At 61.6% G+C, this 23,760-nt stretch carries 14 protein-coding genes; 2 read left to right on the top strand and 12 right to left on the bottom strand.

Annotated elements, in window-relative coordinates; translation table 11 throughout:
• Positions 1–29 precede the first annotated feature (29 nt).
• Together DOM57_RS03945 and DOM57_RS03950 are read right to left on the bottom strand one after the other, a co-directional pair.
• Complete coding sequence (locus DOM57_RS03945) at positions 30–2,801, bottom strand: heavy metal translocating P-type ATPase (protein WP_338056458.1); 2,772 nt, start codon at positions 2,799–2,801, stop codon at positions 30–32.
• Positions 2,798–3,241 carry a MerR family transcriptional regulator gene (locus tag DOM57_RS03950; protein ID WP_110647936.1) on the bottom strand — a complete coding sequence of 148 codons (444 nt, stop codon included), beginning with the start codon at positions 3,239–3,241 and terminating at the stop codon, positions 2,798–2,800. Before DOM57_RS03950 ends, DOM57_RS03945 begins: the two co-directional genes overlap by 4 nt.
• Positions 3,242–3,567: 326 nt before the next feature.
• On the opposite strand from DOM57_RS03950, the gene DOM57_RS03955 reads away from it, so the two are divergent.
• Positions 3,568–4,848, top strand: a complete 1,281-nt coding sequence (locus tag DOM57_RS03955) for an OmpP1/FadL family transporter (RefSeq protein ID WP_110647937.1) — start codon at positions 3,568–3,570, stop codon at positions 4,846–4,848.
• A 293-nt stretch (positions 4,849–5,141) separates the two neighbouring features.
• Positions 5,142–8,594 carry a hypothetical protein gene (locus DOM57_RS03960; RefSeq protein WP_110647938.1) on the top strand — a complete coding sequence of 1,151 codons (3,453 nt, stop codon included), beginning with the start codon at positions 5,142–5,144 and terminating at the stop codon, positions 8,592–8,594.
• A 95-nt stretch (positions 8,595–8,689) separates the two neighbouring features.
• Here DOM57_RS03960 and DOM57_RS03965 read toward each other — a convergent pair whose 3' ends face one another.
• From DOM57_RS03965 to DOM57_RS04010, 10 genes are all read right to left on the bottom strand, one after another.
• Positions 8,690–10,825, bottom strand: coding sequence for a M13 family metallopeptidase (locus DOM57_RS03965; RefSeq protein WP_110647939.1), 2,136 nt, complete (start codon positions 10,823–10,825; stop codon positions 8,690–8,692).
• A 76-nt stretch (positions 10,826–10,901) separates the two neighbouring features.
• Positions 10,902–13,724 carry a TonB-dependent receptor gene (locus DOM57_RS03970; protein ID WP_204352852.1) on the bottom strand — a complete coding sequence of 941 codons (2,823 nt, stop codon included), beginning with the start codon at positions 13,722–13,724 and terminating at the stop codon, positions 10,902–10,904.
• A 176-nt stretch (positions 13,725–13,900) separates the two neighbouring features.
• Positions 13,901–14,302, bottom strand: a complete 402-nt coding sequence (locus tag DOM57_RS03975) for an ExbD/TolR family protein (protein WP_110647940.1) — start codon at positions 14,300–14,302, stop codon at positions 13,901–13,903.
• A 51-nt stretch (positions 14,303–14,353) separates the two neighbouring features.
• Entirely contained in the window at positions 14,354–15,070 is a 717-nt protein-coding gene (locus tag DOM57_RS03980) for a MotA/TolQ/ExbB proton channel family protein (RefSeq protein WP_204352853.1), read from the bottom strand.
• Positions 15,071–15,111: 41 nt separating this feature from the next.
• The gene (locus DOM57_RS03985) at positions 15,112–15,948 is read right to left on the bottom strand and encodes an energy transducer TonB (protein WP_110647941.1); all 837 of its coding nucleotides are present in this window, start codon (positions 15,946–15,948) and stop codon (positions 15,112–15,114) included.
• Positions 15,949–16,570: 622 nt separating this feature from the next.
• Positions 16,571–18,388 (bottom strand): oligoendopeptidase F, encoded by a 1,818-nt coding sequence (pepF, locus tag DOM57_RS03990; RefSeq protein WP_110647942.1) that lies wholly within the window; start codon positions 18,386–18,388, stop codon positions 16,571–16,573.
• 139 nt (positions 18,389–18,527) lie between these two features.
• Positions 18,528–20,129 carry an ABC transporter ATP-binding protein gene (locus DOM57_RS03995; RefSeq protein WP_110647943.1) on the bottom strand — a complete coding sequence of 534 codons (1,602 nt, stop codon included), beginning with the start codon at positions 20,127–20,129 and terminating at the stop codon, positions 18,528–18,530.
• Between the two features lie 89 nt (positions 20,130–20,218).
• Positions 20,219–21,115: an ABC transporter permease subunit gene (locus tag DOM57_RS04000; RefSeq protein WP_110647944.1), complete on the bottom strand. Its 897-nt coding sequence runs from the start codon at positions 21,113–21,115 to the stop codon at positions 20,219–20,221.
• Positions 21,116–21,144: 29 nt separating this feature from the next.
• Positions 21,145–22,071 (bottom strand): oligopeptide ABC transporter permease OppB, encoded by a 927-nt coding sequence (oppB, locus tag DOM57_RS04005; protein ID WP_110647945.1) that lies wholly within the window; start codon positions 22,069–22,071, stop codon positions 21,145–21,147.
• 28 nt (positions 22,072–22,099) lie between these two features.
• Positions 22,100–23,701, bottom strand: a complete 1,602-nt coding sequence (locus DOM57_RS04010; protein WP_110648169.1) for a peptide ABC transporter substrate-binding protein — start codon at positions 23,699–23,701, stop codon at positions 22,100–22,102.
• Between the last annotated feature and the right edge of the window lie 59 nt (positions 23,702–23,760).

The raw sequence follows: 23,760 nt of genomic DNA on the forward strand, positions 1-23,760 counted from the left end.
GGCAATGCCCAGGGTGTTGAGTAGCAGCGTCACGATGTGGACTCCATGGCATGGGGCGCGCTCGTGCCGGTCATTGCCGGCGTGCGCTCGGGGCGAAAGAAGCGTAGCCGGTTGGCATTGCTGACCACCGTGACCGAAGAGAGCGACATGGCTACGGCGGCGATCATCGGCGACAGTAGCATGCCGGTGACCGGATAGAGCACACCCGCGGCGATCGGGATGCCCAGCGCATTGTAACCGAACGCCCCCCATAGATTCTGCTTGATGTTGGCGAGCGTGGCGCGGCTGATGGCGATGGCATCGGCGACGCCGTGGAGCGAGTTGCGCATCAGGGTGATCCCGGCGCTCTCGATGGCGACATCGGTACCCTGGCCGATGGCGAAACCGACCTCGGCCTGTGCCAGCGCCGGGGCATCGTTGATGCCGTCACCGACCATGCCGACACGTTCACCGCGTTGCTGCAGCTCGGCAATGGCCTGTTGCTTGTCGCCGGGCATCAGTTCGGCGCGAACCTCGTCGATGCCTGCTTCCCGGGCGATGGCTTCGGCGGTGGCGCGATTGTCGCCGCTCAGCATCACTACGGTCAGACCCTCGGCCTTCAGCCGCGAGATCGCGGCGCGGCTGTCCGCCCTCAACGCATCGCGAATACCATAAAGGGCTGCCAGCTCGCCGCCGATGGCGAGGTAGATCACGCTGCTCGCCTGCGCCTGCCACTTTTCGGCATCGGACGCGGCAGTGGCCACATCGATGCCGTGCTCTTTCATCAGCGCGGCATTGCCCAAAAACACCCGGCTGCCGTCATCCAGCGCCGCGCTGACGCCGCGACCGGTCAGGCTCTGGAAATCACGGATCGCCACCTCGTCCGCCGTATCGCCGACGTGCGTCAGCAAGGCGTCGGCCAGCGGGTGCTCCGAGCCGCGCTCCAGGGCGGCCACCACGGCATCGACGCGCGTTTGCTCCAGCCAATAGCGGCTGTCGGTGACCCGCGGCTTGCCCTCGGTCAGGGTGCCGGTCTTGTCGACCACCAGGGTGGTCAACTGGCTCGCGGTCTGTAGCGCTTCGCCGTCGCGAATCAGAATGCCGTACTCGGCGGCCTTGCCGATGCCGATCATGGTCGAGATCGGTGTCGCCAGGCCCAGGGCGCAGGGGCAGGCGATGATCAGCACCGTGGTCGCCGCCACCAGCATGTGCACCAGCTGCGGCGCCGGGCCGAAGTCGAACCAGAGCAGTGCGGTGACGACAGCGGCGATCATTACGCTGGGCACGAAGATCGCCGAGACCTTGTCTGCCAGCGCGCCGATGGGCGGCCGTGATTCCTGGGCGCGGGAGACCTGGTCGACGATGCGTCCCAGCCGAGTGTCGTCGCCGACATGGCTCGTGCGATAGACGAGGGTTCCCTTGCCGTTGACGGTGCCGGCGCTGACCCGATCTCCGGCCGCCTTGCGTACCGGTTCCGGTTCCCCGGTGAGCATCGACTCGTCGATGAAGCTCTCTCCCTTCTCGACGTCGCCATCGACCGGCAGGCGTTCGCCCGGGCGCACCCGGATTCGATCGTTCACCTGAACCTGCTCGATCTCGATATCGCGCTCTTGTCCGTCACGGATCACTCGGGCCGTCTTGCTTTGCAGGTCGAGCAGACGGGACAGCGCCTGGCTGGTACGTCCCCGAGCCTTGAGTTCCAGCGTCTGGCCGATGCCGATCAGACCGATGATCATCAACGACGCCTCGAAATAGAGATGCCGCGATCCCTCGGGAATCACCGTCGGGAACAGCACCACGGCCATCGAATAGAGCCAGGCGGCGGCACTGCCCAGGGCGATCAGGGTGTCCATGTTGGCCTGATGATGGCGGAACGCTTTCCAGGCGCCGTCGAAGAAGCGACGACCCGCGGTAGCCAGCACGCCCAGCGTGGCCAGCCCCAGGAGCAGCCAGATCCAGCGTTCGCCGCCCTCGAGCTGCGGCGTATGGACGAACATCGCCAGCATCATCGGTACGCCCAGCGCCAGGCTGACCGCCGATTCGATCGCATGGCGCCGGGCCTGCCGGGCGACGTTCTGCTGGCGCTTGGCGGATGCCTCGCGCAGATCCTCGATCGGCGAGGCGCCATAGCCGACGTTCTCGACCGCCGCGATCAGATCGGCGATGCTGGCCTGGCCGCTGACCTGGGCCGTCTCGCTGGCGAAGTTGACCTGGGCATGCTGGACGCCGGGGGTTTTCGAGAGCGCTTTCTGCACCGCGTTGACGCAACCGGCGCAGGTCATGCCGCTGATCGATAGCCGTTGCAGCTCGCCGGCCTCCGTCGGCTCGTCCGCCCGGCTATCGGATGGAGCGGCGGCGTCGGATGGCTGGGTATCGTCGGTCCGGTCGGGCTCGCCCTCACGCACCTCGGCCTCACGCGCCTCGTCTGCGGGGGGATAGCCCGCATCGGTCAGCAGTCGGGCGATCCGATCCCGTGGCAGCGTGCTGTTTATCTGCAGGTGATGGTCGGCCGGCTCGCCGCTGACTTCGGCCGAGGCGTCCTCGGCCTGAATGCCTTCGCGCATGCGCTTGACGCAGCCCTGGCAGCTCATCGCAGGGATGGTGAAGCCGTGGGACCCGTGCTCGGCGGCCGGGGGATAGCCGGCATCGGTCAGCAACTGAGCGATCCGATCCCGTGGCAGCGTGCTGTCGACTTGAAGTCGATGATCGGCCGGTTCGCCGCTGACTTCGGCTTGGGCGTCCTCGGCCTGAATGGCTTCGCGCATGCGCTTGACGCAGCCCTGGCAATGCATGGCATCGACGCGATATTGGTAGCGGTTCATGCGTTCCTCCTTGCCGGAGCGCAGCACTCATCGGGAGTATCGGGCGTCTGCTCGATCAATCGGCAGATGCTGTGGCCATCGGGCGTGCCATCCGGCAGTCGTGACCAGTCGTTCATCGCTCGCTCCATACGATCCGCCAGCGCCTGGAGTTCGCGGATGCGAGCGTGGATCTGGGGCAGGCGGGCCGCCAGCAAATCCCGCACCAGCGGACAGGGAGAATCACCCTGGTCGGCATGTTCGAGAATGTCCGCGATCTCCTTGAGGCTGAAACCCAGGGTTCGCGCCCGTTGGATGAAGCGCAGCCGATTCAGATCCCGCTGATCGAAGAGCTGATAGCCGTTGTCCGGGTCGCGGACCGGATTGAGCAACCCCTGGCGGGTGTAGTGACGCACGGTCTCGGCGGTAACGCCTGCGGCTCTGGCAAGCTCGGTGACTTTCATCGATACCCCCTCGATTCTCGGCAGTGACCCGAGTCTAAAACCTAGGTGTAACACCATGGTCAAGGTGACGACTTGCATCCGGGTGGATTTACTACCAAAGCCGCATAGCGCTTGGTATTAAGACTAAAGAAATCTCAATAACCCGATTAAAACGACCGTTTGCGGATTGACCCGCATTACCGCTTGCGTCAAAACGGGAGGCGAAAAGTCGGCTCGCTCAGCAGATAAGCGAGATCGAAAAACAGCGTAACGGTCGACCGCGTGGCTCGAGAACCTTCGATAACCAGGGCCTCGCGGACGACCTTCAGGGTCTAGGGGATACCGTCATGTCTTATCGCTACAATCGCTTGTCACTGGCCATCGTACTGATCGGCGCCACTGCTTCGGGGCAGGCCATGGCGGGTGCATTTCAGTTGCAGGAACAGAGCGTCAGCGGTCAGGGCACGTCCTGGGCGGGACGGGCATCCAATGTCCAGGATGCCACCATCGTTTTCGGCAACCCGGCGGGAATGTCTTTTCTGGACAGGGCGCAGTTGACTGCGGGCACCCATTACATTGATGCCAGTTCCGATATTCGCAACCAGAGTGGCAGCCAGCCACAGGGCATGACGGGACTTACCCAGACTACTGGCAGTGAAGACGGTGACATGATCCCGCACAAGGCGATTCCCTTCGGCTACTACGTTCAGCCGCTTGATGATCGCTGGAGCTTCGGCCTTGGTGTTTACGCTCCTTTCGGGCTGATCACCGACTACAATGACGATTTCAAGGGACGTTATTTTGGCAACTACAGCGAAGTCGAAGTGATCACCGCGCAGCCGACCCTCTCCTATCGTTTCAATGAACAGTTCGCCATCGGTGTCGGCATCACCTACAACACCATCAATGGCGAACTCGAGAGCAAGACACCTAATCCGACGGCGCCTTCGGCCGCTGGCGACGGTACGGTAAACGTCGACGGCGATGACGAAGCCTGGGGCTACAACATCGGCTTGATCTACCGGCCGGTGGAGTCGACTACCTTGGGGCTGACCTACCGCTCCAAGGTCGATTACACCCTGGACGGTGATATCCACGCGGACAATGTCTTCGGCTACCCTGACCAAAATGCCAGAGGCGATGCCTCGCTCGATATCACGTTGCCGGAAACCATCGACTTCTCGGTCACGCATCAGCTCGACGATCGCTGGACCGTCATGGCGGGAGCGACGTACATTCGCTGGAGTCGCTTCGACGAGCTCGTGGTCGATAACAACCTGAACATCCCCGTCGAAGAGCAGCAGGATTACGAGGACGCCTGGCAGTACTCCGCCGGCCTTTCCTATCAACCCAATCCGCAATGGGTCTTTCGTGGCGGCATCGCGTATGACGAGTCGCCCATCAAGGACAGCGTGCGTACCGTGCGCGTGCCGTCTGCCGACCGCACGCTGGTTTCTATCGGCGCAGGCTGGACACCGATTCCCGACCTGACCATCGATGCCGCCTACAGCTACATCTGGGAAGATCGCGCCGACGTCGATCTGCAGGACGAAAACGGTAACTCCTATCAGGCCGAATACGACAACTCGCTCAACCTGTTCGGCGTGCAGGCGACCTATCGCTTCTAGGCCCTGGGTTCGTCTATCGACGATCCCGCTCGACCACTCTGCGACCCCGGCCTTGGCCGGGGTCGTCGCGTAATGGCGGGCGTGTCGGTCTGGCGGCGCATCGACGCCAGCCATATGGCGCTCGAATCCGGGGGCGATGATTAAGATGCACAACCGTCGTCAGTCGTTTCCGAACCGTTACACAATGAAAAATTTGGTCACTCATTCGCCCTCCATGGGCGATGGAGAGGCGAGATACTAAATGAACTCCAGGCAGACGACTCAGGCCTCCCTTTCCATCAAGGAGACTATCGATGGCCCCTTCCGTGAACTCAGATCGCGAAATCGAGACACCGGATACCGCTGGCGCACCGGCGGACTCTCCGCAGTGGGTGTCGACGCTGGTCAGGGCCATCGCCTCGGGCAAGACCGACGGCGAGACAGAAGAGACCGACGCTGCGGAGAAGCCCGAGCAGACCTCCGATACGTCGCTGAGCGCCGAGCAGATACGTGAAAAGTACGACATCCCCGACTTCAGTCAGGATGGCCTGATAGAGATCAAGGTCGACGGTGACAAGACCGTCGGCGAGAAGGCCGCCGAGGATTTCATCCAGGGCATCCGTGACGACGTGGAGAGCGGCAAGCTGAGCGAAGACTCCGACGAGGCCAAGCTGGTCGATCTGATCGACGCCCAGGGCGCCGTCGACAACGGCTACGACCTCTATGGTTATGTCGAGCTGATGGAATCCGGCGGCTCGACCTATCGGGAATCCCAGATCGATCCAACCCACCTGACCAGCGAAGATGCCAAGGCACTCATCGACGAAGACGAACTCGCCAAGCAGATTTCCGAGCTGATGCAGAAGGAGGACATCGGCAAACGCTACAATGACGCACTGCAAGGCGCCATCGAAGACATTCCCGGCGACAAGCTCGATGATGTGAAGAGCAAGGTCAACGAAGCGCTATTCGAGCCGGACAGCGACGACCCCAACCTGGATTTCGAGGACTACGTCATCGCCGTGAAGGAGAAGGCGGAGGCGACGGACGATGAGGAACTGTCGGACAAGATCCAGACCGAGGTCGATAACTACTTCGAAGCGCTGCAGGCGCTCGACCCGGACAGTTACGAGGCCCGAAAACAGACCTTCGACCAGAACATGATGACGCATCAGCTCGACGGCTACATGGAGCATCCCGAGTCGGTCGATGCGGAAAATGTCAGGACTGGCCTGCGTGACACCATCGACATCGTGCAGGGCGGCATCAACAGTGTGCTCCAGCATCTGGACAAGACCGACAAGTCCTATAACGCCTATCAGACCCTGAATCGCGATCTGGAATCGTTCAAGTCCTCCCTATCCAACCTGTCGGCGGGCGAGCACAAGAAACTCGCCGAATCCCTGCGCCTGGCGACTGAGGTCACCAACCGGCCGGGTATCAGTCAGGCGGAAAAGGACAAGCTGTTCCAGAAGATCGTCAACGACAATCTGACAGCGTTGCCAGAGGCGGAAAAAGGGACCTTCAAGAAGGTTCTCGATTCGGCCAGCTCCAGCGGCACGCTGGGTGCCATGAGCGGGATGATGAGCCTGATCAGCGGTGGCATGCAGATATCCAATGGCGGCTGGGACGAGATGACCACCGATGAGCGGGTGGGGGCCGTCCGGGACTTGGTGGGGGCGCTCAGTTTCGGCAACGATTTTGCCAAGTTCGGTTCGAATCTCATCGAGACGCTGGGCGGAAAGCGCGAGGTGCCCGGCATCGAAGGCGGCGTGCCGCGCGCCAATGCGACCGCCTGGCTTGGGCTGCTGGGCGACAACTTCCCTGACATCTGGAGATCCGGCGCCGACGTCAAGGCCGATCTCTTCGCCGAAAACATCAGTCTGCGCGTGGACAACGGGTCCCGGAGTCTCGGCAATCAAGGCATTCCACTCGACGATCTCGATGAGAACGGGCGGAGAAACTTCGACAAGCTGGCGGAAAATCTGGGCAACCAGATGATCGACACCGGCACCAGGACCTCGGGCACCGACATCGCCAAGAAGGTGGGGCGCTCGTATCTGCGCTTCATGGGGGGCGCGGGCCTGGATATCACCGGCGGCGTCATGGATCTCGTCACCGGCGTCAAGAAGCTCAAGGACGCCGATACGGCGCTGGAGAGAGCCGGCGCCGGTATTCAGATAGGGCTGGGCTCCTCGACCACCGGCATGGCGATCGCCAACACGGTCTCGATGTTCGCCCCCAGTGGCAGCAACCTTGCCGCCAACCTCGGTGGTATCGGCACCCGCGTGATGAGCGGGATCTTCATGGGGGCGCGCGTGGCTGGTCCCATCCTGGGCGTCGTCGGCACCGTCTTCGGCGTCGCCGGAACGCTGATCGCCGAAGCGATCAATCATCAGAAAATGCAGAAGCTGACCGACTCCCAGGGAGAGTTCTTCAAGGATCTCTCCGAGTACGGCGTGACCGAGGAGGATTGGGGCGACAAGCTCGAGTTCGCCCGCTACGAGTCCTACATGTACGGCGGCCGGGATTCGCCCGACGACCAGTCGATCTTCGACTACCAGTCGAAGGAGTGGCAGCACTTCCAGGATACCGAGGGCGAACACGGCAGCTCGCTCTCCCGGCTGGCGCCCCATCTGCACAAGGACGGTGACCCCGGCACCGAGAATCTGTGGGAGAAACATCTGACCGGTGGCACCACGCGGCAGACCGGCAAGGACCATGTCAGCAAGACCGACGACTGGCGCCCCTGGAGCGACACCGACCTGGAGGCCGGCGACGAAGGCCTGGGCACTGACGAGCTGCGTCGAAACTCCCGCATGGACGCGATGATGACGCTCTATGGCAAGGATTTCTTTGATGCCCATAAAGCAGAAATCGACACTGTCGCCGCCGTGTGGGACGACTGGAACGGCAGCGATGCCATCGTCAGCCGAGATGATCTTCGGGATATCGTGGCGGACGAGGGAAAGAGTCAGGAGGAGCAGGATGCTGCACAGTTCCTGCTGGACGAGAACGGCTTCTACGACGGGTTGGACTCGTTGAAACAGGGCGGAGACGGTGACGCCAAGATCAGCACCAACGATCTCGACACCTGGCTGGAAGAGCTCGGCGAGGACAGCGTGGAGGAGTATCGACAGACAGCGGCGGCCAACGATTATGGTTCCGCGTTCCTGCAGGATCACTCGGCCGAACTCCAAACGATCGCCGAGCGCTGGAATGACTGGAACGGCAAGGACGATATCGTCAGCCGGACGGATCTTCAGAAGATCGTCGACGATGGCGGCAGGAGCGATGCCGAGCATGAGGCAGCGAACCTGCTGCTCGACAACGAGGGGCTGTTCGACACCCTGGACACTTTCCAGAAAGGTGGCGGCAAGGATAGCAAGATCAGTACCCGGGACCTCGACGACTGGCTCGCGACCATCGGCGAAGTCGGGCTGGATGATTACCGTCGGGCCTCGGTCGTGGGGGACTACGACGTCGATTTCTATCGTGACAACGAGGAGGCGCTGACCGTGGCGATCGACAGTTGGGACGACTGGAACGGCAAGGACGATATCGTCAGCCGCGATGATCTCGAGAAGTTCGCCGATGACGAGGATCGCGACGAAAGCGAACAGGAAGCGGCGGCACTGCTGTTGGAGGATCAGGGGCTGTTCGAAGTGCTCGATACCTTCAAGAAGAGCGATGGCAGCGACGAAAAGATCAGCACCAAGGATCTCAACGCCTGGCTCGAGACGATCGGCGTCGAGCGGCGCGCCTGAGATCGTACGGCTATTCGGCGTCCGCTGACGGATTCGACCCCCGGCCATGAGGCCGGGGGTCGTCGTTCAGGCGCGTGGGAATCTTCCAGAGAAACCTACCAGATCATCACCCGCTTTTCGGGCGGCAGGTAGAGGTCGTCGCCGGGCACGACACCGAAGGCGTCGTACCACGTATCCATGTTGCGCACGATGCCGTTGACCCGGAACTGCGACGGCGAGTGGGGATCGCTCTGGACCCGATTGATCATCTCCTCCTCGCGCATCAGGCGCCGCCAGACCTGGCCCCAGGCCAGGAAGAAGCGCTGATCACCGGTAAAGCCGTCGATGACCGGAGCGGGTTCGCCATCGAGCGAGCGGTGATAGGCGCTCAGGGCGATGTTCACGCCTCCGAGGTCGCCGATGTTCTCCCCTATCGTCAACTGCGGATTGAGTGAATAACCCGGTATCGGTTGGTACTGCGCATACTGCTGGCCGAGACGCTCGGCCAGTTGGTCGAAATGCTCGGCGTCGGTGGGCGTCCACCAGTCGGTCAGCATGCCGGTGCCGTCCGACTTGCGGCCCTGGTCGTCGAAACCGTGGCTCATCTCATGACCGATCACCGCGCCGATGCCGCCGTAGTTGACCGCCGGATCGGCGTTCGGATCGAAGAAGGGCGGCTGCAGGATCGCCGCCGGAAACACGATCTCGTTGCGTGAGGGCGAATAGTAGGCATTGACGGTCTGCGGGGTCATGAACCACTCGTCCCGGTCCACCGGCCCGCCGAGCTTGGCCAGATCGTCCTGCCAGTGCCACTGGCGTGCCGCACCGACGTCGCCATAGAGATCGTCGGCGCGAATGGTCATGCCGGCGTAGGTTTCCCAGTGATCGGGATAGGCGATCTTGGCGGTGAAGGCGTCGAGCTTTTCCAGCGCCCGCTGACGGGTCCGGTCGGTCATCCAGCTCACCTGGTGTTGCAGACGATCGCGATAGGCGTCTTCGAGATTGGTGACCAGCGTCTCCATCTCGCTCTTGGCCCGGGGCGGGAAATGCAGCATCACATAGAGCTTGCCGGCGGCCTGCCCCAGGAGATCGTTGATCAGCGATACACCGCGCTTCCAGCGTTCGCGCTGCTCCGGCTGGCCGGACAGACGCTTGCCGTGGAAATCGAAGTGAGCCCGGCTGAAGTCGCTCGAGAGGTAAGGACTGTTGGCGTCCAGCAATCTAAACGTCGTATAGGTCTTGAGCGTCGAGAGCGGCGTTTCGTCATAAAGCCGTGCCAGCTCGCGAATGGCGGTGTTCTCCGCCAGCACGACCTTGTCCTGCCCGGCAAGACCGCTGGCCGAGAGCCATGGCTGCCAGGGGAAGCCGGGGGCGTATTCGGCGAGTCGATTCTGGTCTAGCGGGTTGTAGGTCAGATCGCGATCCCGCTGTTTGGCCGGTGCCCACTCGACCCTCGCCATGGCGGTCTCCAGCTCGAGGATGCGCTGCGCACTCTGCCGGGGATGGGGCTGCCCGGCCAATGCGAGCAGCCTGTCGATGTAGCCGAGGTAGGCCTGGCGAATCGCGTCGAAGCGCGGATCGTCGCCGAGATAGTAGTCCCGAGTGGGCAGGATTAGCGGAATCTGCGACAGGTAGACGGCGTAGCGATCCGGCGCCTTGACGTCGATATCGATCTCTGGCGTCACGATAGCCGGCACGCCGAGGCGGCTGTCGGCGCTGAACCGGGCCAGATCCCCCTTGCTCCCGATCGCCGCCAGGCGCTCCAGGTCCGGTATCAGCGGCGTGAGGCCCTTGGCCTCGATAGCGCCCTCGTCCATCCAGGCGTGGTAGAGATCGCCCAACCGCTGCTGGGGCGAGTTCGGCGGGGTATCGGCGCCATCGAGCTGGCGGAGAATGTCGCGCACCTGCTGTTCGGCGCGGTCGGCCAGCACGGTAAAGGCGCCGTAGTTGCTGCGGTCGGCCGGAATCGAGGTGCGTGCCAGCCAGCCGCCGTTGACGTAGTGGTAGAAGTCGTCGCCAGGGGCGACGCTGGTGTCGCGGGCGCTCAGGTCGACGCCCCAGGTTCCTAGCTTGGTAGTAGTGGTGGCCGGCGCCGACGCGTGCGATGGGGCGGATGAGCTTGAGGTTGTCGAGGATGGCGATTTGCCCTGACTGCCAGCAGCAAATGGGCTTGAACCGGCGGTACCGGCGATCACCAGGAACACGGTGGCGCGGCGGATCGCCGAAGTTGATATGAAGTGTCTATCAGTCATGATGTCTCGGTAGTTCGGATGAAAAAAGCCGCTGCACGAGTCAGCGGCAATCGATCGTTAAGGAACGCGTTGCCCGTCAGAAAGCGTAATTGAAACGGGCGTAGACTGTGCGACCCAGTGCGTCGGCGTAGCGGGCATCATAGCCGAGCTGACCAACTTCTGGCTGGTTGGAGAACGGCGGGTCGCGGTCGAACATGTTCCGTACGCCGACGGTAACTGTCGGGCCGGCCGTGAACGCGTACGAACCCAGTGCGTCCCAAGTCGTGTAGGAACCGACTTCACTGTGAGTAGAGGTGTCGTAGTCGTCATAACCCGTCATGTAATGATTGATGACACCGGCACCCCAATGACCTTTCGTCCAGTTGACGGAAAGCTTGTGCTTCCAGCGGAAGACCGTGCCGTAACCGGCGCGGTAGTGCCCGACGCGGCTGACGTAATCGCCATCTGGCGTTTCCTGGAAGTCATAGCGATCGACGTATGTGCCGGTGTAGCCCACGGTAAAGAAGCCGTAGCTTGTCGGCAGTCGATAGTTTGCCGACACGTCGACACCGTTGGTCTTGGTGGTGCCAAGGTTTTGATAGCGAACCGGAATGTAGTCGATTGACCCGTCATCGTTACGCACGATGTTGCCAGGCTCGTTGGCGATAACGTAATCGGAAGTCGGCAGGGCAACTTCGTTCTCGATCTCGATCCACCAGAAATCCAGGCCCGCCGAAAAGCTCTGGAATGGCTGATAGACGAAGCCGAGTGTCCAGTTCTTGGCCTCTTCCGGTTTCAGATCTTCGTTGCCGCCCTGCTCCTCCAGGAACTGGGTGTTACAGTCGCGACTGCCAACGCCGCCGTTGGCGGGCGAGCCACCGGGGCAAAGGAGCGGGTCATTGAGGCCGCCTGGTGAGAACGTCTGCGCTGCAGGGTCGTAGAGTTCGTAGAGCGATGGGGCACGGAAGCCTTCGCTATAGGCACCACGAACCAGCAGTTGCTGGAAGGGTTGCCAGCGGAAGGAGACCTTGGGGTTGGTGGTATCGCCCACATCGCTGTAATCGTCGTAGCGCACTGCCGCCGTGACTTCGAGCCCGTCGATGATGGGTACGTTCAATTCACTGTAGATACCTTTGACATCACGACTCTCGTTGATCGAGGCATCCGGCGAGAGTCCGCCACTGGTCGCACGAGAGGCTACGTCGGGATCGGTCTCGAGCTTCAGTCGCTCGTGGCGGTAGTCGGCACCGACGGCGATGGCCGAGGAGCCGGCCCCAAACCAGTCGCCGATTTCGCGACTGAGTTTACCGTCCCAGGCGTAGACATCGTTCTGGGCGGTCCACACCAGCCCACTGGCCTCGGCATCTGCCAGGGCCTGTTGGCCGGCGGCGGTCAGCGGGTCGGTGGAGAACGGATCGATCAGTCCATTATTGAAAGCGTCTTGCAGGTCATTGTCATCGAGATAGCCGCTGCGATAGTTCAGGTCTGTATCACTGCGGTTCCAGGAAACGGCGCTATCGTAGTTGAAACCGGAAAAATCGCCGGTGAAATCCAGCACCAGACGCTGGGCGTCGATGGTGTTGTCAGTCACCCGGGGTCCAGCGGGGATACCGCGCCAACGTACGTCGACCGGTTGCGTTGGATCGAGCGCGGGATCGTCCGGATAGAAGGGCGTCCCGGGCTGAATGACCGGACCACCAGAAGTCGGTGATGGCGCGCTCAGCGAGGTATTTTTATTCCGTGACCATAGGTAGGAGAGAGAGGCCGTATGGTTCTCCGCCAGCTTGGCCGAGGCTCGAGTGTAAAGCGACGTGTTCTCGGTCTTCTGCTGGATTTGCCCGTACCGACCGTAGTCATAGGTACAGGTGCCTCCACCGGTATCGACCAACCCCTCTCCGTCACAACCTTCTCCGGCAAGCGGGTTGCCTGCCACGCCGCCCTGGTAATAATTGCCGGGGTATGCAAAAGAGGAAGTGCCGTTGATACCGCTCGAAGGATCATAGATCTGGCGAATACTGCTACGGTCGGTGTAGTCAACGTCATCTTGCTTGCGGTATCGCATCGATCCCATGATGTTGAAACCATCTTCTTCGAGATCGCCGTTGCCCCAGGTCGCGCTGATGTCACCGCTATCGCCACCACCACTATGGGTGGGCGCGTCGTAGCCGAGTTCAACATTTCCACCAGTGAGATTTTTCTTGGTGATGAAGTTGATGACCCCACCAATGGCATCGGTTCCGTAGATTGCCGAGGCGCCATCACGCAGGACCTCGACGCGCTCGACGGCACCGAAAGGAATCGAGTTGAGGTCGACGGCACTGCCGTCCAGCGAGTTGTTGGCCAGTCGGCGACCGTTCAGCAGCACCAGTGTCTTGTCTGTGCCGATACCGCGCAGGTTGGCGAAACTGGCTCCGCCGGTAATGGCTGTGCCTGTACCAAACCCAGGCCCGTAGCTCGTGTCGTTGGCTGAAATTTGCGAAAGCAGCTGTGCGGTTGAAGTAATGCCCTGCTGCCGCATCTCTTCAGCCTCGATGATCGTCACCGGGACGGCAGTCTCGGCATCGGTCCGGGCAATTGCCGAACCGGTCACTTCCATCCGGCCGAGATCCTGAGTCGGTGCCGCTGCGGGCGCCGCGACGGCCGCAGCAGGGGCGGCAGCCGCAGCGGGTGCCGCTTCGGCAGGCGCTGCCGCTGCCGGCTCGGCAATCTCGTCGGATGCACCGGCCGGCGGGGCGACATAGTCATCGTCACTGCTCTGTGCCATGGCCAGTGGTGCCGCCGCCGCAAGAATCAAACAGGTCGACACCAGTAGTGAAGACCTTTGCCACATGGCCGGTCGCATCATCGAGAGTCGCCAGCCGGATTTTGAGCAAAGAGATTCCCTGGGATGCTTGGCATCCCAAATTTTTGGCGTTGTCATTATCAGGGTGTTCCTTGAATAGCAGTTATTGGTATTCGACGTTCAATGGCTGTTATTCGGGTGCTCTACGCGATTGTTGTCGTTGAGTGTCTATTCTCCCTTTTTAGTGAAACGAATCACGCCAGGCAGGCGTCCCGAGCGTCGCGAGGCGGTGTATCCCAGGCAATCTTTGGAGATCACTGCTGGGTGAGAACGGCAACCTTCTGGATGCCAGAACGCTCCAGCGCCGCCATGGCCTTGGCAACGGTGCCGTACTCCACCCCTTCATCCGCCTGTAGCTGTACGGCCTGATCGGGATTGTCGTCGTGAGCCTGGACGAGCGCCTGCTCCAGGTCTTCGAAGCTGTACTCCTTTTTGCCAATGAAATAAGCGCCATCGGCATCGACGCTCACGACCATTGGCTCCTTGGTCTCGGGGGGTGCGACCGCCCCTGTCTTGGGCAGGTTGACGTGTACGGCATTGGTCATTAGCGGCGCAGTGACGATGAAAACCACCAGTAGAACGAGCATCACATCGACCAGTGGGGTGACATTCATCTCGCTGAGAACTTCATCGTCGTCGTGACTGGAAAAAGCCATTTCACATTACCTTTTCATGAGCGTATTGAGGCTGATACCGATGACTCGAGATCAACCCATTGCTGGGGAAGGCGACGGTATTTCGGGTGCAACAGGCCTGGGCGCGTGGCTTTGAAAGGCGTGCTGCTGGGCCAGGCTGTAGAAGTCGTGAGCGAAATCATCCATCAGCGAAACGGTGAGTTTCAGCCTGCGCGTGAAGTAGTTGTAAACGAGCACTGCTGGCACTGCGGCGGCGATACCGACACCCGTCGCGATCAGCGCATGGCCGATGGGGCCGGCCACGGTATCTAACCCCGCCTCGCCGGTTTCGCCGATGGTGATCAGGGCTTCCATGATGCCCCACACCGTACCGAAAAGACCGATGAACGGTGAGGTGCTGCCGATACTGGCAAGGATCGCCAGGCCGCCCTCCAGAGAGCGTCGTTCGCGCTGGATCTGCTGTCTCAACGTGCGTTCCAGACGATCGGATCGGTTGATCTTCTGAGCCAGGTCCTGATTACGGGGAGAGATGTCGCGCCCGGTGATGACGTCGAATCCTGCGCGTGCGATCGACGCCATGGTCCCCGGACGTTTTTCGCTGATCGACTCGCCCTCCTCCATGCTCTTGGCCTCCCAGAAAGCTTTCTGGAAACGCTTGTTTTCGACCCGATTACGAGCGAATTGCAGGCCCTTTATCAGCAGAATCGCCCAAGTCGCGATAGAGAAAACGATCAGCGTCCAGAGCACGCCGGGTACAATCATGGCGGTGATGTCATTGGATTCAATCATGGTGTTTTTCCTTGCTGAAAGTGTTGCATCGTTTTTGTTCGTCAATTGGGCAACTGAAACGCGATGGTCTGCAGCGCCCAGCCCTTGATCGGTGTATCGCCCCGTTTGGCTGGCTTGAACGTCCAGCCGCGAACCGTCTCGACGGCGGCTTCGTCCAGCTCCCGGTGGCCACTGGATTGAACGACCTGGACCTGACCTGCCGTGCCATCTGGCATGACCAGGATCTTCAATTGCACATTGCCTTCGTATCCGCGGCGCAGTGCGAGTGACGGATAGCGTGGCGGCGGGTTGCCCAGGCTCTGCATGCCGGATACGGCAGGTGTGACCTCGTTGCTGGACGCTGCGCTTGCGCTTTTTGTCGGCTGAGAAGGCTGGCTCGGTGTCGAGGCAGGCTCCTGGGGCGCTGGCTTGGGCGCGGGTTTCGGTTGTGGTTGTGGCTCGGGCTGAGGCTCCGGTTCGGGCTCGGGTTGTGGCTCGGGCTGAGGCTCCGGTTCGGGCTCGGGTTGTGGCTCGGGCTCAGGCTGAGGTTCCGGTTCCGGTTCCGGTTCCGGTTCAGGTTCTGGCTCAGGTTCCGGTGCCACTTCCTCTTCAGCGGGCGTGACGGCAACGTCATCCACGACTGGTGTCTCCTGAACGGTCGGCGGCGGCGGCTCGGGTGGCGGCGCGCTGGTCAAGGAGACGGTCACCTCCGATGCCTGGGATGCCTGATTCGGCAACACTTCAGCGGCAACAAGGGGTTGGCGATTCAATGACCACCAGATCAATCCATGGATAAGCACCGAGATCGCTATCAGGACCAGGATTTCAGGCCGAGATATCGAGTGTCTGTGTTTCGGCGTCACTTCCCCAGCGGGAAGCGCGTTGTCAATCGCGGTCATATGGTCTCGATTGTTCTAGTGACTGCTCGTTGGTGACTCCGCGACAGGAGCCTCATTCCCTTGTCGAAACTTGCAGCAATATATGTGCCAACAGGTGCGAATGTGGTTGGGGTGGAAAACAATATTGCCGCTGGATGGCAGTAGTAACATTGAAGATTTTATACAAAACCAAAGGTTTTAGTTTTTCCTCGAGTAAACGGTTGTTTTATTAGGGAAATGGTATTGGATATCTCAAAGATCAGCAGTCATCTAGGTTGAAGCATTGCTGGCGCGGCGTCGTAGATTTTTTAACACCTGTTATGCTGCGGTAAGTTCTGTTGCAAAGGGTTTTCTGGCTTTCAGCCAATGGGTCTTTTGTCGACAGACTGCATGTCTTTTCTTGCACTCGAGCAGTGCGAATTCTGGCGCTTCGCACTGCTAAAAAACATACGTTTTATGAATGGTGTGATAGAAAAAATGCATGCCGTTTTCAGTCCTGGTATTCAGAATTTAAAGGATATGCGATTATCAGTTCTGATGAATGACAGCTGCAAAAACGCCCTCGATATGAGGGCGTTCATGCGTAGCGCTGATGTCATAATCCTGGCTGGAACTCTCAATCTGAGAGCCCTATGCCCGCTCGTCAGTCGATCTTGTCGAGGACGGCTTCGGCTTCATCGATTAGCTTGTTCATCGTGTCATCGAGTTTGTCGTAGGGCGCCGGCGTTGCAAGGTCCACTCCCGCGTTCTTCAATAACTGATAACCGCTTTGCGCGCCTCCCTGGGAGAGCACGTTGAGATATCTGTCTCGCCACGTCTGGGAATTTTCCTCGAGGCCTTGGGCAAAAACCTGTGCCGCCGTGATAGAGGTGGCGTATTGGTAGACGTAGAAGTCGTAGTAGAAGTGCGGGATGTAAGCCCACTCGGCGTAGTCAGTCTCGTCGATGTCGGTAATGCCCTGGTCGACGCCGTAGTACTTGCGCAGAATCTCACCGTACATTTTCGTCAGGCGATCACCGGATAGCTGTTCGCCATTCTCGGCTGCCTGGTGAATAGCCAGTTCGAACTCGGCAAACTGGGCCTGACGGAAGTAGGTTCCGCGAATTGCTTCGAGTGCCTGTCCGATGTAGAAGAGCTTCTCCTCCGGGGTTTTGGCCCGTCGGATCATGCGATCGACCAGTAGCTGCTCGTTGGTCGTGGACGCGACTTCGGCGGTGAAGATCGAGTAGTCCGACGTTGCGTACGGCTGGCTCTCCGTGGTCAGCATGCTATGTACGCCATGGCCCCACTCGTGAGCGTAGGTCGATACATCGCCGTAACTGCCATTGAAGTTCATCAGCACGTAGGGATGAACGTCGTAGGCCGAGCCGTTCATGTAGGCGCCGGAGCGTTTGCCTTGACTCGGATAGGCGCTGGTCCAGGCGGAGTTGGTGGCTTGTCCGATTAGCTCGGCGTAATGCGGGCCGAGCGGTGTCGTCGCTTCCCGGGTCAATTCGCGTGCATCATCGAGATCGAATGTTCTGTCGAGTTCGGCCAGTGGTGGGTAGATATCGTAGTAGTGCAACTGATCAACGCCGAGAATGCGCTGGCGCAATCTGAGATAGCGGTGCAGCGTGTCCAGGTGGTCGTTGGTCGAGTCGATCAGTTGCTGGTAGACCGCTGGCGGAATGTCATCGCGAGACACCGCGGCGGCCATCGCGCTGTCGTAATGGCGCAGTTTCGCCTCGGTGACATGCTGCTGGACCTGGGCATTGAGCAGTGAACCGAATGTGGAGGTGTACTGCTGCCAGGCTGGCCAATAGGCTTCGAACACTCGCTGGCGCACATCGCGATCCTGGGATTCTCGCCACTGGCCGTAACCCGCCGCGTCGAGGCGTACACGCTTGCCGTCGATCTCGATGGTGGGCCACTCGATATCGGAATTCGCCAGCAACGAATAGGGCGTCTCGTGGCTCATTACCGGGCCGAGGGCGGCCAGTGCGGTTTCGGTCTGCTCGGAGAGCGTGTGGGGCGCTTCACGAATCACGTTTTCCAGAAAGCGGCGGTGATCCTGAAGTTGCGGGTTGGAGAGCCAGCTCGAGAGGGCGCTTCGGTCCATTGCGATCAGCGTCGGACGCAGATAGCCGATGGCCGAGTCGAACCGCGCCATCAGTTGCTCGGCTTGTCCCTGACGCTCCTGCGCCTGACCGTCACGTAGATCCTCGTCGGCCTGGAGGGACGCATAGGTCTGGACGCGGTTGGCGGATTTCTCCACCGAGCGAATGGCATCCAGTGCCTTGGCCAGCGCCTCCGGGCTGTCGGTCAGTGTCGCCTGATAGTCACCGAGGGTCTGGATACGGCTATCCACCTCCTTCAGTGCCTGCTGCCAGTCGTCGAGCGAGGCGTAGAGATCGGTGAGATCCCACTCCCCATTTTCGGCGGACGGCGGCTGTGACTGCGCCAACGCGCCTGTGGAAGCCATGACCGATGCGCTGGTCAGGAGTGTGCCAAGGATCAATGACGTGACTGTCTTGTTGGGGATGAATCTGCTGGAAACCACGATGCCCTCTTGAGTCGATTGTTGTTGTTGATCGTCTTTCTTCGCGAGCTGGGTGGTAACCTCAGGCCGCTACTTCGTTCTCCAGAAACGCCGCTTTCAGCAGCGCCTGGGTGTAGGGCTCCCGAGGATTCGAGAAGATCGTCTCCGACGGCCCCTGTTCGATGACGCGGCCTTCCTTCATCACCAGCACATGGTCGGAGAGCGCGCGCACGACCGAGAGGTCGTGGCTGATAAACAGGTAGGTCAGGCCGTGCTTCTTCTGCAGGTCTCGCAGCAGGTCGATGACCCGGACCTGGACCGAGCGGTCAAGTGCCGAGGTCGGCTCGTCGAGCAGCAACAGCTCGGGCTTCAGGATCAGCGCGCGGGCGATGGCGATCCGCTGGCGCTGGCCGCCGGAGAACTCGTGGGGGTAGCGGTTGCGCATCGCCGGGTCGAGGGCGACCTCTTCCAGCGCGGCGATGACTTCTGCCTCGCGCTGGCGGCGGTTCATTTCCGGATGATGCACCTTGAGACCTTCGCTGATGATGTCGCCCACCGTCATGCGCGGGGAGAGCGAACCGAAGGGGTCCTGGAACACGACCTGCAGACGCGAGCGCAGCGGACGCATGCCGGACTTGTCGAGTCCGGAGATGTCGGCCTCCTCGAAGCGGATGTCGCCTTCGGACTTCAGCAGCCGCAGCAGGGCGCGGCCGAGTGTCGACTTGCCGGAACCGGACTCGCCGACGATGCCCAGCGTCTCGCCGCGGCGAATCGACAGGTCGATGCCGCGCACGGCCTCGAAGTACTCGCTCTTGCCGAACAGGCGCTTCTTGAGGGGGAAGCGCACCTTGATATCGCGCCCGCTCATCAGCACCGGTGCGTCTGCCGGGGCGGGCTCCTTGCGCCCGCGCGGAATGGCGTCCAGCAGCATGCGGGTGTAGTCGTGGCGGGGGTTGTCGAACACCTCGAGCGTGCGGCCGCTCTCGACCACTTCGCCATAGCGCATCACCGCGACGTGATCGGCAAAATGGCGAACGATGCTCAAGTCGTGGGTGATGAACAGGATCGCCATGCCGTACTGGGCCTGCAGCGACTTGAGCAAATCCAGGATCTGCGCCTGTACGGTGACATCGAGAGCGGTGGTCGGCTCGTCGGCGATCAGCAGCTTGGGCTCGCAGGCGAGCGCCATGGCGATCATCACGCGCTGACGCTGGCCGCCGGAGAGCTCGTAGGGGTAGCTGTCGATACGTCGCTTGGGCTCGGGGATGCCGACCTGATTGAGCAGCTCGAGCACCCGTTGGCGGTTGGCGCTGCCCTTGAGCTGCTTGTGCTTGGTCAGCACTTCGCCGATCTGACGACCGATGCGATGCAGCGGATTGAGCGAGGTCATCGGTTCCTGGAAGATCATCGAGATGTCGTTGCCGCGCACCCGGCACATGTGCCTGGGCGTTACTTCCAGTAGATTTTCGCCGTTGAAACGGATCGCGCCGGTGGCCCTGGCCAGTTCCGGCAGCAGTCGCATGGTAGCTGTCGATGTCACCGACTTGCCGGAGCCGGACTCGCCGACCAGAGCCAGCGTCTCGCTCTCGGCGATGGAAAAGCTCACGTCCTTGACCGCCATCACCGGTCCGGTGGGCAGTTGAAACGTCACACTGAGCTTGTCGACTTCGAGTAGAGCACTCATGCAATGGCTCCCGACGTTTTTGAAGACTCGGACGATGACGGAGAATCGGACGCTGGCAAAAAATGGATGAGCGCAGGCATGTTTCGTCCTCAGCGGGTGCGTGGGTCGAGAGCATCACGCAGCCCGTCGCCCAGGAAGTTGAGACAGAAAAGCGTGACGGCGAGGAAGGCCGACGGCACCAGCAGCATCCAGGGCGCGCTCTCCATCATGTCGACGCCTTCGGAGATCAACACGCCCCAACTGGTCAGCGGCTCTTGCACGCCGAGGCCGAGGAACGACAGGAAGCTCTCCAGCAGAATCACCTTGGGTACGGTCAGGGTGACGTAGACGATCACCGGGCCGATGGCGTTGGGAATCAGGTGGCGGGTGACGATCTTCGAGTCACGTACCCCCAGGGCGTGGGCGGCCTCGATATATTCGCGGCGTTTGAGCGCCAGGGTCTGGCCGCGCACGATGCGTGCCATGTCGAGCCACTCCACCGCACCGATGGCGGCATAGATCAGGAAGATGTTGCGGCCGAAAACCACCATCAGCAGGATCACCAGGAACATGAACGGCAACGAATACATGATGTCGACGAAGCGCATCATCAGGTTGTCCGTGCGCCCGCCGACATAGCCGGAAATGGCGCCGTAAAGCACGCCGATCACCAGGCTGACGAAGGAAGCCACCAGCGCCACCGACAGCGATACGCGCCCGCCGTAGAGCACCCGGGTGAGCAGATCGCGGCCGTTGGCATCGGTACCCAGGTAGTGGGCGCCTTCCAGCGTGGGGCCGGTGCCGAAGGCGTTCCAGTCGACCTCGGCCAGGCCCCACGGCAACAGCCACGGACCGGCGACGCAGACGATCACGATCAGCACCAGCAACGCCAGGCTGGCCATGGCGGCACGGTTCTGGGTCAGGCGTCGCCAGGCATCTCGGCCCAGGCTTTCCCCCACCGGCGCCGCGCCGGGTGGCGCGGTGATGGATGAATTATCGGTCGTCATGCGCGGCCTCCCTGGGTTGTTGTAACGGATCAGTCGTCATAGCGGATTTGCGGGTCGAGCGCCGAATAGAGCAGATCGACGATCAGATTCATCAACACGATCAGCACGCCGTAGAAGACCACGGTGCCCATCACCAGGGTGTAGTCGCGGTTGAGTGCGCCCTGCACGAAGTAGCGGCCGATGCCGGGAATGCCGAAGATCTGCTCGATCACCACCGAGCCGGTGATGATCCCGGCGATGGCCGGGCCGAGATACGACATTATCGGCAGCAGGGCGGGGCGGATGGCATGACGCCAGATCACCTCGCCCTCGTTGAGCCCTTTGGCGCGGGCGGTGCGGATGAAATGGCTGCCCAGCACCTCGATCATGCTGGCGCGCATCATGCGGGCGATATAGGCGATCTGCTGGATCGACAGCGCCACCACCGGCAGGATCAGATTGGGCAGCGCGCCGCCGTTCCAGCCTCCCGCCGGCAGCCACGCCAGCAGCACCCCGAAGACCAGCGCGAAGATCGGCGCGATGACGAAATTGGGCACGGCGATGCCGGTCAGCGCGGTGCCCATGACCAGGTAATCCACGGTGGAGTTGCGCTTGAGCGCCGCCGCGATCCCCAGCGGCAGGCCGACGAGCAGCGCCAGCAGGATCGCCAGCCCGCCGATTTCCAGACTGACCGGAAAGCCCTGCGCGATCAGTTCGGTGACCGAGAAGTCCTTGTACTTGAACGACGGCCCGAAGTCGCCCTGCAGCAGGTTGCCCATGTAGCGCAGGTACTGCATCGGCAGCGGCTCGTCGAGATGGTAGGCCGCCATCAGGTTGGCCTCGATCTCCGGCGGCAGCTGGCGCTCGCCGTCGAACGGGCCGCCCGGCGCCACGCGCATCAGGAAGAACGAGATCGTGATCACGATCAGTAGCGTGGGAATCGCCTGCAACAGGCGCTTCAGGGTGTAGCTCAGCATGCCGGACCTCGCGGCGATACAAGTCGAATCATTGCTCACTCTCCTGGAGATAACGCAACGGGTGAACGTCCATCGGATTGCTCTCCCAGCCCTGGAGGTCGGGCGAAACCAGGTGAACGGAGACATAGTCGTAGAGTGGCAGCAGCGCATAGTCGTCCAGTAGCCGCTGCTGGGCCTGCGTCATCAACTGGCGACGCTTCTCGGCGTCGAGTTCGCCGGTGCTCTCGGCGACGAGCGCGTCGTAGGTCGCGTCGTGGTAGCCGCTGCTCCGGCTGGCCGAGCCGTTGTCGGCGTAGGCATTGAGGAAATCGAACGGGTCGTTGATGGTTGCCACCATGCCGTAGCGCGCCACCTCGAAATTACCTTCGCGGATGGTGGCGTAGTGGACGGCCGCCTCGGAGTTGATCAGCTCGACCTCCACGCCCAGCGGCTTCCACATCGCGGCCACCGCCACCGCGATCTTCTTGTGATCTTCCAGGGTGTTGTAGTTGAGCCTCAGGTGCAGCGGATGGTCGGGTCCGTAGCCCGCTTCCTGCATCAGCTCCTTGGCGCGTGCCATGCGCTGGTCCATCGGCATGCCGGCGAAATCCAGCTCGCCCTGCGGCGCGTTGGCGGTGTTGCGCGGCACGTACCAGAACGAGGGGGGCTGGCCTTGTCCGAGGATCTGATCGGTGATGATGTCGCGCCGGACGGCCAGGTTGAGGGCTTCGCGAACGCGTTTATCCGCCAGCGGCTGGCCGTCGTGAAGATTGAACATGTAGAAGTATTCCGCCGTCAGCGGGCCGACTCTCAGCGCGTCGCCGAGGTTCTCCCGCGCCCAGGCAAAGCGCGACGACGGCACGCTCGAATAGGCGATGTCCATCTCGCCGGTGCGGAAACGGTTGAGGGCCGAGCCGGCATCGTCGATGGGGTAGAAGGTGACCTTGTCCACGGCGACGCTGTCGGCAGCATGGAAATGGGGGTTCTTCTCCACCACGATGCGCGACTGCGGCTGCCACTCATTCAGGGTGAAGGCGCCGCTGGAAACGGTGTTGCCCGGCTGCACCCAGCCTGCTTCGTTGGCGATGACGTGTTCGGGAAGCGGCGCCGCTTCGGTCATCGCCAGCGCCTGCAGGAACCAGGCGGTGGGCTGGGTCAATCGGATGCGCAGGGTATGCGAATCGACCGCTTCGACCCCGAGGGCGTCGGCGCTCTCGTCACCGGCATTGATCGCCCGGGCGTTGACGATGGGGTAGTAGAGATTGGCGTTCTGGTTGGCGATCGCCGGATCGAGCACGCGACGCAGGGCGAAGACGGCGTCCTCGGCAGTGATCGGCTCGCCGTCGGACCACTCGGCGTCGCGCAGATGGAAGGTGTAGGTCTTGCCCTCGTCGCTGACTTCCCAACGATCGGCCAGCCCCGGGACCAGGCTGCCATCCTTGGCATAGGTGACCAGGCCCTCGAACAGCGCACGGGTGACGCGTGTCTCCCAGGTGCCGCTGGTCTTCTGCGGATCGAGGGTGCCCGGCTCGGCACCGTTGGCGATATTGATGCTGAAAGCCTGCGCCGGGAGGGCGAATGCAGCCAGCGTGATGCCGCCCAGCGTGGCAAGCAGATGCCGCGAGATCTTGCTGAAGGGTGTCGAAGTCATCTGGTAATGCGTCCCTTGGCCGCCGGTCGCTGCGAATCGATGACTCGGCGGCATTGGTG

The organism is Salinicola peritrichatus, from assembly GCF_003206715.1.
Classification (GTDB): Bacteria; Pseudomonadota; Gammaproteobacteria; order Pseudomonadales; family Halomonadaceae; genus Salinicola; species Salinicola peritrichatus.

Excerpts from the sequence above, each read along its gene's own strand:
- DOM57_RS03955 (WP_110647937.1), top strand. The coding sequence starts at position 3,568 with ATGTCTTATCGCTACAATCGCTTGTCACTGGCCATCGTACTGATCGGC.
- DOM57_RS03945 (WP_338056458.1), bottom strand. The coding sequence starts at position 2,801 with ATGAACCGCTACCAATATCGCGTCGATGCCATGCATTGCCAGGGCTGC.
- DOM57_RS04000 (WP_110647944.1), bottom strand. The coding sequence starts at position 21,115 with ATGACGACCGATAATTCATCCATCACCGCGCCACCCGGCGCGGCGCCG.
- pepF (WP_110647942.1), bottom strand. The coding sequence starts at position 18,388 with ATGGCTTCCACAGGCGCGTTGGCGCAGTCACAGCCGCCGTCCGCCGAA.
- DOM57_RS03960 (WP_110647938.1), top strand. The coding sequence starts at position 5,142 with ATGGCCCCTTCCGTGAACTCAGATCGCGAAATCGAGACACCGGATACC.
- DOM57_RS03985 (WP_110647941.1), bottom strand. The coding sequence starts at position 15,948 with ATGACCGCGATTGACAACGCGCTTCCCGCTGGGGAAGTGACGCCGAAA.
- DOM57_RS03995 (WP_110647943.1), bottom strand. The coding sequence starts at position 20,129 with ATGAGTGCTCTACTCGAAGTCGACAAGCTCAGTGTGACGTTTCAACTG.
- DOM57_RS03950 (WP_110647936.1), bottom strand. The coding sequence starts at position 3,241 with ATGAAAGTCACCGAGCTTGCCAGAGCCGCAGGCGTTACCGCCGAGACC.
- DOM57_RS03965 (WP_110647939.1), bottom strand. The coding sequence starts at position 10,825 with ATGACTGATAGACACTTCATATCAACTTCGGCGATCCGCCGCGCCACC.
- DOM57_RS03975 (WP_110647940.1), bottom strand. The coding sequence starts at position 14,302 with ATGGCTTTTTCCAGTCACGACGACGATGAAGTTCTCAGCGAGATGAAT.
- DOM57_RS03980 (WP_204352853.1), bottom strand. The coding sequence starts at position 15,070 with ATGATTGAATCCAATGACATCACCGCCATGATTGTACCCGGCGTGCTC.
- DOM57_RS03970 (WP_204352852.1), bottom strand. The coding sequence starts at position 13,724 with ATGACAACGCCAAAAATTTGGGATGCCAAGCATCCCAGGGAATCTCTT.
- oppB (WP_110647945.1), bottom strand. The coding sequence starts at position 22,071 with ATGCTGAGCTACACCCTGAAGCGCCTGTTGCAGGCGATTCCCACGCTA.
- DOM57_RS04010 (WP_110648169.1), bottom strand. The coding sequence starts at position 23,701 with ATGACTTCGACACCCTTCAGCAAGATCTCGCGGCATCTGCTTGCCACG.